This is a genomic window from Aliiroseovarius sp. PTFE2010, from assembly GCF_049943335.1.
In the GTDB taxonomy this organism is placed as follows: Bacteria; Pseudomonadota; Alphaproteobacteria; order Rhodobacterales; family Rhodobacteraceae; genus JBNFVY01.
The window spans coordinates 280,928-293,969 of record NZ_JBNFVY010000001.1 but is presented as its reverse complement, the minus strand read 5'-3'; the positions used below and the strand labels follow the sequence as shown (position 1 = coordinate 293,969).

11 protein-coding genes are annotated in these 13,042 nt (G+C 57.9%); 4 read left to right on the top strand and 7 right to left on the bottom strand.

All coding sequences use genetic code 11. The features are described from left to right. Positions 1 to 34: 34 nt before the first annotated feature. The 4 genes from ACP2AV_RS01485 to ectA are packed head-to-tail and all read right to left on the bottom strand — an operon-like array spanning position 35 to position 3,729. Positions 35 to 1,459, bottom strand: a complete 1,425-nt coding sequence (locus ACP2AV_RS01485; protein ID WP_426370880.1) for an aspartate kinase — start codon at positions 1,457 to 1,459, stop codon at positions 35 to 37. Between the two features lies 1 nt (position 1,460). Beyond that, positions 1,461 to 1,856 (bottom strand): ectoine synthase, encoded by a 396-nt coding sequence (locus tag ACP2AV_RS01480; RefSeq protein ID WP_426370878.1) that lies wholly within the window; start codon positions 1,854 to 1,856, stop codon positions 1,461 to 1,463. A gap of 5 nt (positions 1,857 to 1,861) precedes the next feature. Beyond that, positions 1,862 to 3,154, bottom strand: coding sequence for a diaminobutyrate--2-oxoglutarate transaminase (gene ectB, locus ACP2AV_RS01475; protein ID WP_426370877.1), 1,293 nt, complete (start codon positions 3,152 to 3,154; stop codon positions 1,862 to 1,864). Between the two features lie 41 nt (positions 3,155 to 3,195). Beyond that, complete coding sequence (gene ectA / locus ACP2AV_RS01470; protein ID WP_426370876.1) at positions 3,196 to 3,729, bottom strand: diaminobutyrate acetyltransferase; 534 nt, start codon at positions 3,727 to 3,729, stop codon at positions 3,196 to 3,198. Positions 3,730 to 3,954: 225 nt separating this feature from the next. On the opposite strand from ectA, the gene ACP2AV_RS01465 reads away from it, so the two are divergent. Next, positions 3,955 to 4,458, top strand: a complete 504-nt coding sequence (locus ACP2AV_RS01465; RefSeq protein ID WP_426370875.1) for a MarR family winged helix-turn-helix transcriptional regulator — start codon at positions 3,955 to 3,957, stop codon at positions 4,456 to 4,458. 218 nt (positions 4,459 to 4,676) lie between these two features. On the opposite strand, the gene metH is transcribed toward ACP2AV_RS01465, so the two are convergent. The 3 genes from metH to ACP2AV_RS01450 all read right to left on the bottom strand — a co-directional run bounded on the left by metH (position 4,677) and on the right by ACP2AV_RS01450 (position 9,489). Next, positions 4,677 to 7,406 carry a methionine synthase gene (metH, locus tag ACP2AV_RS01460; RefSeq protein WP_426370873.1) on the bottom strand — a complete coding sequence of 910 codons (2,730 nt, stop codon included), beginning with the start codon at positions 7,404 to 7,406 and terminating at the stop codon, positions 4,677 to 4,679. Continuing rightward, complete coding sequence (locus ACP2AV_RS01455; protein WP_426370872.1) at positions 7,403 to 8,452, bottom strand: homocysteine S-methyltransferase family protein; 1,050 nt, start codon at positions 8,450 to 8,452, stop codon at positions 7,403 to 7,405. Before ACP2AV_RS01455 ends, metH begins: the two co-directional genes overlap by 4 nt. 518 nt (positions 8,453 to 8,970) lie before the next feature. Beyond that, positions 8,971 to 9,489 carry a DUF2478 domain-containing protein gene (locus tag ACP2AV_RS01450; RefSeq protein ID WP_426370871.1) on the bottom strand — a complete coding sequence of 173 codons (519 nt, stop codon included), beginning with the start codon at positions 9,487 to 9,489 and terminating at the stop codon, positions 8,971 to 8,973. Between the two features lie 254 nt (positions 9,490 to 9,743). Between ACP2AV_RS01450 and napF the strand changes: the two genes are divergently transcribed. From napF to napA, 3 genes are read left to right on the top strand one after another with little or no spacing between them, the layout of a single operon-like run. Next, a complete protein-coding gene (gene napF, locus ACP2AV_RS01445; RefSeq protein WP_426370870.1) occupies positions 9,744 to 10,256 on the top strand; it encodes a ferredoxin-type protein NapF in 513 nt (170 codons plus the stop codon). Next, positions 10,253 to 10,534 carry a chaperone NapD gene (locus tag ACP2AV_RS01440; RefSeq protein ID WP_426370869.1) on the top strand — a complete coding sequence of 94 codons (282 nt, stop codon included), beginning with the start codon at positions 10,253 to 10,255 and terminating at the stop codon, positions 10,532 to 10,534. The genes napF and ACP2AV_RS01440 overlap by 4 nt, the downstream gene beginning before the upstream one ends. Next, positions 10,531 to 13,023 (top strand): nitrate reductase catalytic subunit NapA, encoded by a 2,493-nt coding sequence (gene napA, locus ACP2AV_RS01435; RefSeq protein WP_426370868.1) that lies wholly within the window; start codon positions 10,531 to 10,533, stop codon positions 13,021 to 13,023. Before ACP2AV_RS01440 ends, napA begins: the two co-directional genes overlap by 4 nt. The last annotated feature ends 19 nt before the right edge of the window (positions 13,024 to 13,042 follow it).

Sequence of the window (13,042 nt, the reverse complement as noted above, 5' to 3'; positions counted from 1 at the left end):
AAGATCCGTTGCCGGGCAAAACGTGAGCTGAAAATCAGGCGGCGCGGGTCAGTCGGGCCGGCGCAGCTTCGATCAACTCAGCGTGCAAAGCCGCAATAGCCGGCTTTAATGCATCGCGATCCAGAACGAACTGGACGTCGACGTTGCGCGGGCCTTGACTGGCGCCAACCGCTTCCAGTCCGGCGCCTGCGATAGCCGTCAACCCACGCGTCAACACGGACAGCCCGTTCAGATCGCGACCGATTGCCGACACCATCGACATGGTTCGGGTGATGATTTCCGCAGATGGGTATAGCTTGGCGATGTCCCGTTCGACCCGCCGCATCGTCTTCAACGATGTGTCGAGGTAATGGGTAATCGTGTTCGCATTCGAAACCTTGGACACGATACGCACGCGGTGGCGCGCAAGGACATCCAAGATTGCCGCATCGTATCCTTTGACCCCCACCATGTCCTGTTCGAACACTTCAAGGGTGACGATATCCAGGCCGGTGATGATTTCAACGGCCGGCGAGTCAGCGGGCTGATCGTCGATCAAGGTGCCCGGATCACCCGGGTCGAAAGCGTTTGTCACCCGCAATGGAACATCAGCTTGCCGTAGTGTCTTGGCGGCCTTTGGGTGGATAGCTTCCATCCCCATGTTCGACAACTGATCAGCGACGTCAAAATTGGTCCTGCCAAGTTTGCGGACAGCGGCATCGCCGACCAGCTTGGGATCGCAAGATGACAGATGAAATTCCTTGTGGATGATCGCTTCGCGCGCGCCGGTCAGTGCGGCCAGCCGGGAAAACGTCACTTCGGAATAACCGCGATCAAATTCGCCCATGAGACCTTCAACACACTGAGCGTAGCCCGTGACAATCGGCATCTCGGTGGACGGATCGACATCGGCAAAAGCGTTTGTGATGCGTTCATCCAGCGACACGTCGCCAGCATCGCGCCAGCCCGACAGGTCGACAAATCGTGCGTTGAGGCCGTTGCGCTGAAGCATCAGCGTCGTGGCAAAGGCGGAATGCGCTTCGCCCAGACCCGAGAGCAATTCACGGGTATGGGCCATATGTTCGGCCAACCGGAAATGCCCATAGCTGCACAGGCGTTGCAAATCGATCAAGCAACCGCGCGCGCCATGGATACGCTCATCGACGAACGCATCGGCTTGCTGGAGGTCTGCCGGGGCAGTCAGAATCTCGGCGTGAGCGTCTTTCATCGCCTGTGCAACGCGGTCAAGTTGATCGTGCCAAGCATGATGGGTGTCATCATTGGCAAACAGACCGTAGACGCCGGGTTCACCGGATTTCTTGTGTTCGAGAAGCAGGTTGGTGATCCCGCCAAAGGCGGACACGATGAACACGCGCCCGTAAATATCGGGGCCGGAACGATCACCCGTGAAGAGCGTATCGTACAGTTCATTGATGCGGGACATTGTTGTCCCGCCGATCTTTTCCACAGTATGTGCCATGTCAGTCTGCCTTGGCCGGCGCGTAAGATCCGTCGGCCTGATGGACTTCGGTGCCCGTCACTGGCGGGTTAAAGCAACAGGCCATAACCAATTCCTCTTCGGCGCGAAGAATGTGACGATCGTGCTTGTTCAGCGCGTACATGACGCCTGGCGAAATCTGGTGCGTTTCGCCCGTGGCTAGGTCGGTGATCGATCCTTTGCCCTGCATACAGTAGACGCTTTCGAAATGGTTCTTGTATTCGAACGTATGTTCTGAGCCCGCTTGCAGGTAAGTTATGTGAAACGAAAAGCCCATTTCGTCGTTCGCCAGCAACAAGCGGACGCTGGTCCACTGGGCGTCCGATACAACGCGGTCACGGTCGTTTTCGATGATCTCGTTCAGGTCTCTGACAATCATGGAATTTACTCCGCTGCGATCTTGGTCAGGCCAGCGACGGCATCCCGCGCGGCGTCCAAAAGGATATTAAAGCCCGTATCGAATTCTTTTTCGGAAGTCGTAAGAGGCGCGAGAACCTTGACCACCTGGTCTCGGTTGCCGGACGTTTCAATGATCAGTCCCTTGGTGTAGGCGCGGGCGCAAATATCTGCGGCAAGTTCGCCTGAGCCAACATCAACGCCCTGCATCAGCCCGCGTCCTTTCAGCTTGGCGCCGGGCACCAGCGATGCCAATTCCAGCAATCGCCCGTGGACCAAGGCCTCTTTCCCGGCCAGGCTGCTCTGAAACGCAGAGTCGCTCCAGAATTTTTCGATCGCAACGCGCGCGGTGACAAACGCATGGGTGTTGCCCCGGAATGTACCATTGTGTTCGGCAGGGCCAAACACGTCATGTTCAGGGCGCACCAAGACCATTGCCATCGGCAAGCCGAAGCCCGAAAGCGATTTGGCCATGGTCACAATGTCTGGCGTGATGTCCATATTTTCAAAGGAAAAGAACGTCCCGCAGCGGCCGCAACCTGCCTGGATATCGTCCACGATCAGAAGGGCGCCATGCCGATGGGCAATTTTTTCGATTTTCTGAACCCATTCAGCACGCGCGGCATTCAGACCGCCTTCGCCCTGGACCGTCTCAAGGATAATGGCTGCGGGTGCGTCGATCCCACTGGAAGGGTCCGACAATTGCTGCTCAAGCAAATCGGCGGTGTCGATGTCGTCGCCAAAATACTGATCATACGGCATGCGCGTGACACCGTTCAGCGCCATGCCCGCGCCACCGCGATGATAGCCGTTGCCCGTAGCGGCAAGCGCACCGGCGGTCACGCCATGAAATCCGTTTGTGAACGCAATAACATTGGTGCGCCCGGTCACCTTGCGGGCAATTTTCATTGCCGCTTCCACAGCGTTCGCGCCGGTCGGACCGGTGAACATCACGCGATGATCCATGTCCCGCGGCGCAAGGATGTGCTGCTCAAACGCGCTCAGAAAGCGTGCTTTGGTATCGGTGTGCATATCCAACCCGTGCGCAATGCCGTCCGCCAAAATGTGGTCGACCAGCGCTGTCTTCATATCAGGGTCATTGTGGCCATAGTTCAACGAAGAACACCCTGCCAGAAAATCGATCCAACTATTTCCATTTTCGTCGTTCAGTCGCGATCCGCTAGCCGACGCGAAGACCGCGGGCATGGATCTGCAATACGAGCGCGCTTCGCTTTCGCGGCGTTCGAAAATATCACGGCTTTCTGTCATGTCCTTGGACATGGTGTATCCTTTCGAGAAATTCTGGGGGGAGGTATGGGGGATCAAGCAGCCCGGGCAATCACATCCGGTCCCGGCAGGGAAATCGTGACCATGTGTTCCGTGTCGTGACGCCCTTCGAAATGGGTGTCGCGCTCGAAATGCGGTTCGTCAGTCAAATCTCCGCCAATCGCGCGCGCGAAGCTCTTGAAGAGCCCCCAAGACGCTTCATTGTCTTTTGTGATGGTCGTTTTGAGTTGCGTCGCTGCATCACACTTGTCGCGTTCGATCAATTCGAGCAGCATCGTTTTTCCTAACCCGAGACCCCGCGCCCGCGGGCTTACGGCAACCTGCCAAACAAACAATTCGTCGCGGTCAGGGATCATATGTCCAGAAATCCAGCCCATTAGCTCGCCGTCGATTTCCGCTACCACGCAGGTGTCTCGGAAATGATCGGCCTGCACAAGGTTGCAGTACATCGAGTTTTCGTCGAGCGGCTTGCAGGATTTCACCAGCTCCCAGATTGCGGCCCCGTCAGTCGCGTCAGGTTTGCGTAGACAGGGCTCGGACGCTCGGGGTTTGTCGCTGGCTTTTGGCATTCACTTAATCCTTGTTTTTCATTAGGCTTGCTAAGTAGTTTAGATAGGATATGATTTCAAGGCCAAAGTAATTTAGAGAAAAATTTATCAAGCAAAACAAGCATGTTGGTCCAAAATTTGGCCCATAGCTTCTGTCAGCAAAGAAAATACCCTTTCTCTTTCAAACTATCTTGGGCCAGCGATCATGGATTGCAGCAGGCCGCAACCGCATGCCATAAACCAATCATGTCAGCTGAAAGAGAATATAGACTGGACGACAGCCTTGTGGCGCTTCGTCGGATTCTTCGGGCAACCGAATTGTATGAGCGTGACCTGGCCCATGCAGCCGGGGTGACGCCCGCGCAACTGCGCGTTCTTCAGGTGGTAGGTGAACGGGACGACATCACGCCAAAGGCGCTGGCGACACAGATGGGTGTGACGCAGGCCACCGTTACAGCGTTGGTTGACAAGCTTGTGGCCCGTGGATTGGTGAATCGCGTCCCGTCCCAGTATGATCGTCGAAAGACCAACATCATGGCGACCCCGCAAGGCAACAAGACGCTGGAACGCGCGCCAGATGCCCTGCAGCAAAAGTATGCCCGGGCATTTTCCAAGTTGGCCAATTGGGAACAAGCCCAACTGGTGTCTTCGCTCGAACGGGTTGCTGAAATGCTGGATGCTCGCAGCATCGACGCATCGCCAGTTTTGACCACCGGCGCGATCCACGACATCGACAATTCCGGTTACTGACGAACAAGAGCCGGTACAATTTGTGCAAGTGCCAGCGGCCAGATCGTTGTCAATTGCCAGGTACGACTTGCCCGTTGAACAACGAATCGGCCCCTCGGTTCGCGACGCGACGAGGGGCCGGGAAGAATGGTCGAACTGGTCGGGGCCCGGCCATGTCGGCGCCAATCAAGACATGGCAGCTGGCATCGTCAGGATGTGACCCGGACCAAACCAGTTATTTACGCCGCCGTAGAGCTGGATTTGGACCTAGGCACATAGTTCAGCACAGGCGCCAGCCAGCGCTCCGCCTCGTCGACCGAAATCCCTTTTCGATTGGCGTAGTCCTCGACCTGGTCCCGTTCAACTTTGCCGACGCCAAAATAATAGCTGTCCGGATGGCTGATATAGAGACCCGAAACAGACGATCCGGGCCACATTGCCATCGAGTCCGTCAATTCGACGCCAGTCGCTGCTTCGGCATCGAGCAGATTGAACAACGTTCGTTTTTCCGTGTGATCAGGTTGGGCCGGATAGCCAGGCGCAGGGCGAATGCCATCGTATGGCTCGCCGATAAGGGCCTGAGGGTCAAAACCCTCGTCCGGTGCATATCCCCAGAATTCTCGGCGCACCCGTTCGTGCAGCATCTCGGCCATGGCTTCGGCAATACGGTCGGCCAGCGCCTTGACCAAAATTGCGCCGTAGTTGTCGTTGGCCTTGTCCAATCGTTGCGCAATCTCGATTTCTTCCGGGCCGGCGGTAACAACAAAACCGCCCACGTGATCTGCGCCTTTTCCTTCGGGCGCCACGAAATCTGCCAGCGCCAGATTGGGGCGGTCCCGCCGTTTCGATGTCTGTTGCCGCAGGGTATGCAATGTTGTCAGCGGTTCTGACCGGTCTTCGCCGGTAAACAGGCGAATGTCATCGCCCACAGAGTTCGCTGGCCAGAAACCGACCACCGCACGCGGCGTAAACCATCGTTCGTCAATGATCTTTGCCAGCATGTCTTTTGCATCAGCAAACAACGCGCGGGCCGCTTCACCCTGTTTTTCGTCGTCGAGGATCTTGGGATAGACCCCGCGCAGTTCCCATGTCTGAAAAAACGGCGTCCAATCGATATAGCGCGAGATTTCCGCCAGATCCCAATCATCCAGCACCCGCGTGCCTGTGATTTTCGGTGCAGGCGCTTTGTAGCCTGTCCAATCCAGCTTCAACGCGTTTGCACGTGCTGCGACCAGAGGAAGGCGGTTCTTAGCCCGCTCGGCGCGTTCGTGTTTGTCGGCAACTTCGGAATACTCGGCGCGCAGGTTCGCTACGTATTGTGGTTTTTGTTCCGCATTCAACAGGGCGCCGACGACCCCGACTGCCCGGCTGGCATCTGTAACGTACACAGCCTGTCCTTTTTCGTAGCGCGGCGCGATCTTCACTGCGGTGTGGACCTTTGATGTGGTCGCGCCGCCGATCAGCAGCGGCACGTCAAAGCCCTCACGCTCCATTTCGGAAGCCAGATGCACCATTTCGTCCAGCGACGGGGTGATCAGGCCAGACAGGCCAATGACGTCGACGCCTTGCTCACGCGCGACCTGTAGGATTTTTTGCGGCGGGACCATGACGCCCAAATCCACGATTTCATAGTTGTTGCAAGCCAGGACGACGCCAACAATGTTCTTGCCGATGTCGTGAACGTCACCTTTGACCGTCGCCATCAGCACTTTGCCGGCCGTTTGCCGTCCATCGTCGCCGGTTCGACGTTTTTCTTCTTCCATGTAAGGCAACAGGACGGCGACCGCCTGTTTCATGACGCGCGCGGATTTTACAACCTGCGGCAAGAACATCTTGCCTGCACCAAACAGGTCGCCAACGACATTCATCCCCGCCATCAGAGGGCCTTCGATGACATGCAGCGGACGCTCGGCATTGAGGCGTGCGGCTTCGGTGTCATCTTCGATGAATTCGGTGATACCGTTGACCAATGCGTGTTCCAGGCGTTTTTCAACGGGCCACTCACGCCAGGCCAGATCGCGAACTTTTTCCTCGCGTTTATCCCCACGAAAGCGTTCCGCGATTTCCAAGAGGTTCTCGGTCGCGGTGCCGCCTGATTTTGGCGTGCGATTCAGGACCACGTCTTCGCAAGCTTCACGCAGGTCGGGGTCGATCTGATCGTAGACGGCCAATTGCCCTGCATTGACGATGCCCATGTCCATGCCAGCCGTGATCGCATGATACAGGAACACCGCGTGCATGGCTTCACGCACGGGTTCGTTTCCGCGGAAACTGAATGACAGGTTCGAAACCCCACCCGAAACATGTGCGTAAGGCAGGTTTTGCCGGATCCAGCGTGTCGCTTCTATGAAATCGACACCGTAATTGTCGTGCTCTTCAATCCCTGTCGCCACGGCAAAGACATTCGGATCGAAAATGATATCTTCTGGCAGAAACCCGACCTCTTCGACAAGAATGCGGTAGGCACGTGCGCAAATGCTGGTTTTGCGCTCAAACGTGTCAGCTTGCCCGGTTTCGTCGAAAGCCATGACAACCACCGCCGCACCATATGCCATGCATAGGCGCGCGTGGTGACGGAAAGCGTCTTCGCCTTCCTTAAGGCTGATTGAGTTCACGATGGCCTTGCCTTGGACACATTGCAGGCCGGCTTCGATTACCTCCCATTTTGAACTGTCAATCATCAACGGGACGCGTGCGATGTCAGGTTCCGACGCAATAAGGTTCAGGAATTCGACCATCGCCTGTTTGCTGTCGATGAGTCCTTCATCCATGTTCACATCGATGATCTGCGCGCCGTTTTCGACCTGATCCCGCGCCACATCCAGCGCCGCGGCGAAATCACGATTGACGATCAATTTGCGAAATCGTGCCGAGCCGGTAACGTTTGTCCGTTCGCCTACATTCACAAAAGGGATATCGGGGGTCAGAACGAACGGTTCCATACCAGACAGGCGCAAGTAATGGGTCATGACGGAACCTTTCTGGGCGAAATCGGCGCGACGGCCTCGGCGATCGCGCGAATATGATCGGGTGTTGTGCCACAACAGCCGCCCACCAGGTTCACGATCCCCTCTCGCGCGAATTCGGCCAACTGCGCAGCCGTCTGTTCGGGCGTTTCATCATATTCGCCGAATGCATTGGGAAGTCCGGCATTGGGGTAGGCGCATGTCAGAGTGTTTGCGACTGCGGCAATTTCGGCTATGTGCGGGCGCATCGCCGCGGCCCCCAGGGCGCAGTTCAGCCCGACACTGAAAGGGCGCGCATGAGAGACAGAATGCCAGAAGGCGGTTGGCGTTTGACCCGACAAAGTACGACCCGAGGCGTCAGTTATCGTCCCGGAAATCATGATCGGCAACCGCCTTCCGACTTTGGCGAAGCTTTCGAACGCTGCAAAAATGGCTGCCTTTGCGTTCAGCGTATCAAAGATCGTTTCGATCAGAATCAGGTCGGCCCCTCCTTCGATCAATCCGTCGATCTGCTGGCCGTAAGCGACCCGTAGCTCATCAAACGTGATTGCGCGGAACCCCGGGTTGTTCACATCAGGGCTGATGCTGGCCGTGCGGTTTGTCGGGCCTACCGCGCCGGCGACAAAACGTGGGCGGCCATCCGCGGCCTGGGCGCGCGCGGCAGCGCGGCGGGCCACTTGCGCGCCGGCCACGTTCAGGTCGTGCACCGCCGATTCCAACCCGTAATCAGCCTGAGCGATCGTGGTTGAAGAAAACGTGTTGGTTTCAAGTATGTCCGCGCCCGCCATCGCGAATTCGAGCTGGATATCCTCAACGGCCTGCGGCTGTGTCAGCACCAACAGATCGTTGTTGCCCTTCTGCGGGTGATCGGTGGGATGATGCCGGCACGCTGGCCCGTGCACATGCCCCTGGCCCGAAAAATCCTCTTCGGTCATGCTGAGGGTCTGGATCATGGTGCCCATTGCCCCATCGAGCAACAAAATGCGCTCGGCAGCGAGGGCGCGCAGTGGCGCCGCACAGTCGGCTTCAGGCAGAGAAAAGTTCAACATCAGATTCTTTCCGATCAGCTTTGGGTGCCGCCTTATATGCACACTCGAAGATAAGGTGAATTGAAAGGTTCGCCGGATAATTATGAGTTTTGTGCAAGTTCGCCGATGCCCCATGCGCCAAGCCAATTAAATCACCGCACAAAACGCGGGTACGACACCCCAATTTCCTAGTATCATGAAATCGAAAAACCGCTTCCTTTGAACAGGCCCAAACCACCTGTTTATTCACGCGCCTTTAGACATCCACCGGCGGGATCATTTCGGACCAAGACGGCCTGCGCCAAATATAAAGCGCTGCTGCGTCCAGCCTTCGAGCTCACACCTTTTTGTCGTACCCTTTTGCGCTGACAGGCCAATTACGTCGTATGCCCGCGCGATTTTTGGCAAACCCAGTCGTCGCAGATTTCAATTCAGACCTTGGTTCGGAAACCAGACGATCACACCCCTCGACAAATTGAACGCCCAACGAGCACACGGGGCTGGTACAGTCGCTGGATCCTGAGCGACGAGGCCCATGATCAGTGCTCGGCGGACACGGCATCGGTGGCGCGCGCGACCCACGACAAGATCGCATCGTGATCGGGTGGCAGTTCCGTGGCCAGGTTGCCTGCAAAGGCACGGAACCCGTCTATGTTCTGCGGATTGACCACGGTCAGCACGGCGATGCCACGATCCAGTGCGTTGACGATGGCCGTAACAAACCCGCGCCCTTGGCTTTCCTGCGCGCCAAACTTGTTGATGATCAGCAAATCGGCACCTTTCTCGATTCTGGCGGACACGGCTAGCGCGGCTTGCTCGAGCGCGGCAAGGTCCATGCGACAGCCGTGCGAACCGGCCCCAAGGTGTTGTGCGATGGCAAACACGGGGCCATCGGGCAGGCAACGCAGATCCATGTCGCAGGGATGAGCGCCGCCCTGTGGACCGCGCGCCTGGATCAAACCCGTAACCCGCAAACCCTGCTTGTCGGCGCGATCAGCGACCCGTGCAAGGATCGCATTGGTCGTGCCGCGCGTGGCAGAATGGATGTAGCCCAGCATGAAACGGCCTTTCCTGTTGGCTGCCGGGCATGGTGGGGGATCATGGAAAGTTATGCAAGTATTTCTTATACATGCGAATAAATGAATTGATTTGGGTCAAGGTTTCAGCGGCCCATGCAAGCTATGCGGGTGTTGCTGGTCATGGCCAAGTCGGCAAGCCCTTTGATGGACTTGTCATTCGCTGACCCAAGCTGGCGCGCAGTCGAGCAATCCGTGTGGAAACGTTCCGCCGGTCAGCCAAGAGGTCGGAACAAGTGCGAGCCGCCGCAGCCACACGCCGCAACTTCATCCGAGGGCGCTTTGAGCGCCTTGGCGATGACGCGATCCGCCCCCCGACGGCGGTGGCGGATTTTGTTGAATTGTGCACCGGATGCGGGCGCTGCGCTGATGCCTGCCCCGAACAGATCATTGGCCTGGATGACGACCGCCGTGCGGTGATCGACTTTGCCCTTGGGGCCTGCACTTTTTGCGGGGCTTGTAGCGACGCGTGTTCGGACGGGGCGCTGAACGCTTCGGCGCCGATTGCACTGGATTGGCGCGCCAAGGTCGGGGCCGAGTGTCTATCCATGCAAGGTATTGCCTGCCGGGCCTGCGAAGATGTGTGCGACACTGCCGCGATCCGGTTCCGCCTGGCGCTTGGTGGTCGCGCCCAGCCGATAATCGATACGGACACGTGCACCGGATGCGGGGCCTGCGCCCACGCCTGCCCGACCCAAGCGGTCACCTTTACCAGACAGACCCCCATTTCGACGGAGACGAAGGTATGAACATTTGCGGCTGCCTTGTGCATGTATCATCCGCCAATCGCGCCGCCGCGCGGGACGGGATCGCCGCGCTCGGCGGTGCAGAAATCCATGCCGAAGCCGATGATGGCCGCATGGTTGTCGTGATCGAAGACACCCCCGATGCCTATGCTTCGGATCAGATCATGGCGTTGCACCAGGTGCCCGGCGTCATGTCAGTGACCCTGAATTATCACCATTTCGAACCTGCGCCTGATCCGGCGCAACGTTCCCCCCTTTCCAGCCGGAGGACAGACGTATGACTATTTCGGAATCCCGCCGTAGTTTTCTCAAGGCGACAGCGGCCGCCAGTACGGCCGCCGCCGCCGGCATCCCCTTGGCCACTGGGCAGGCCACTGCGCAGGTGCGCAGCCCGGACATCCGTTGGGACAAGGCGCCGTGCCGGTTCTGTGGCACGGGCTGCTCGGTACTTGTGGGCACCAAGGAAGGACGCGTGGTTGCGACCCAGGGCGATCCGGACGCGCCAGTGAACCGCGGGCTGAACTGCATCAAGGGCTACTTTCTGTCCAAGATCATGTATGGCAAGGACCGCCTGACCACCCCCCTGCTACGCAAGACAAACGGCGTCTATGACAAGAATGGCGAATTCGAACCAGTCAGCTGGGACGAGGCCTTTGATGTTATGGCCCAGAAGTGGAAAGAGGCCTTGGCCAAGAAAGGCCCGACCAGCGTAGGCATGTTTGGATCCGGCCAGTGGACGGTCTGGGAAGGCTATGCCGCGGCCAAGATGATGAAGGCGGGTTTTCGGTCAAACAACATAGACCCGAACGCGCGCCATTGCATGGCGTCGGCCGTGGTGGGGTTCATGCGCACCTTTGGCATCGACGAACCCATGGGCTGTTACGATGACTTTGAGGCCGCGGATACATTTGTGCTGTGGGGATCGAACATGGCCGAAATGCATCCGATCCTGTGGTCACGACTGACCGACACGCGCCTGACCAAACCGGGGGCCGAGGTGCATGTGTTGTCAACGTTCGAACACCGGTCGTTCGAGCTGGCCGATAACGGGCTGGTGTTCAAACCGCAGACTGACCTGGCGATTCTGAACTACATCGCCAACTACATCATCCAGAACGACGCGGTGAACTGGGACTTTCTGAACAAGCACGTCAACCTGACCAAGACCGAAACCGACATTGGCTATGGTCTGCGCGACGAACATCCGCGCCAATCGGATGCGGCCAATCCCAATTCGGGCAAGCTGACGCCGATCGACTTTGACGAATACGCAGCGTCGGTGGCCGAGTATACGGTGGAAAAAGTGTCCGAGCTGAGCGGTGTTCCAGCGGCAAAATTGGAACGTCTGGCCCAGCAATATGCCGATCCAAACCGCAAGGTCATGTCGCTGTGGACAATGGGATTCAACCAGCACACCCGCGGCTCGTGGGCCAATTCACTGGCGTACAATGTGCACCTTTTGACCGGCAAGATTTCCGAACCGGGCAATTCGCCGTTCTCGCTGACCGGCCAACCGTCGGCCTGCGGCACCGCGCGCGAGGTTGGCACCTTTTCCCACCGCCTGCCTGCCGACATGGTGGTGACGAACGAAGACCATCGCAAATACGCTGAAAAGGTGTGGAAACTGCCCGAAGGCACCATACCGGCCAAGCCAGGCTATCACGCGGTTTTGCAGAACCGCATGCTGAAAGATGGCAAGCTGAATGCCTATTGGGTGCAGTGCAACAACAACATGCAAGCTGCAGCCAACATGAACGAAGAGGGGTTCCCCGGATACCGCAACCCCGAGAATTTCATCGCCGTATCAGATCCCTACCCGACCGTCACCGCGATGGCCGCCGACCTGATTCTGCCCACCGCAATGTGGGTGGAAAAGGAAGGCGCCTTCGGCAACGCCGAGCGCCGCACCCAGTTCTGGCGCCAGCAGGTCGATGCCCCGGGCGAGGCCAAGTCGGACCTTTGGCAGTTGATGGAATTTTCCAAGCGCTTCACGGTCGAAGAGGTCTGGGGCGATGAATTGCTTGCCAAGATGCCTGAGGCGGCTGGAAAGACAATGTACGAAGTTCTGTTCGAAAACGGGCAGGTGAACCAGTACCCGCTCGAGGAAACGGCCGAAGGTTTCAACAACGACGAGGCAAACCATTTCGGATACTATGTCCAGAAGGGGCTGTTCGAAGAATACGCGACCTTTGGACGTGGCCACGGGCACGATCTGGCCCCGTTCGACACCTATCATCAGGCGCGCGGTCTGCGCTGGCCGGTCGTTGATGGCAAGGAAACGCTGTACCGCTTCCGCGAAGGTTACGATCCTTACGTGTCCGAAGGGGAGGATGTCGAATTTTACGGCCATAAGGACGGCAAGGCCAAAATCATCTTCGCGCCCTACGAAGCGCCCCCCGAAGTGCCCGACGAAGAATACGATCTGTGGCTATCCACGGGCCGGGTACTGGAACACTGGCATTCGGGTTCAATGACGCGGCGGGTGCCGGAATTGCACCGGGCGTTCCCGTCGGCAGTGGTGTTCATGCATCCAGACGATGCCAGCGCGCGCGGTCTGCGCCGTGGCCAAAAGATCACAATTTCGACCCGGCGCGGTGAAATGGTCAGCCGCCTGGAAACACGGGGCCGGAACAAGCCGCCCAAGGGGCTGGTATTCGTACCATGGTTCGACGAGGGCCAACTGATCAACAAGCTGACGCTCGACGCGACATGTCCGCTGTCCAAAGAGACAGACTTCAAGAAATGCGCCTGCAAGGTTGAACGGGCCTGAGCCCGATCCGAGGACCTGA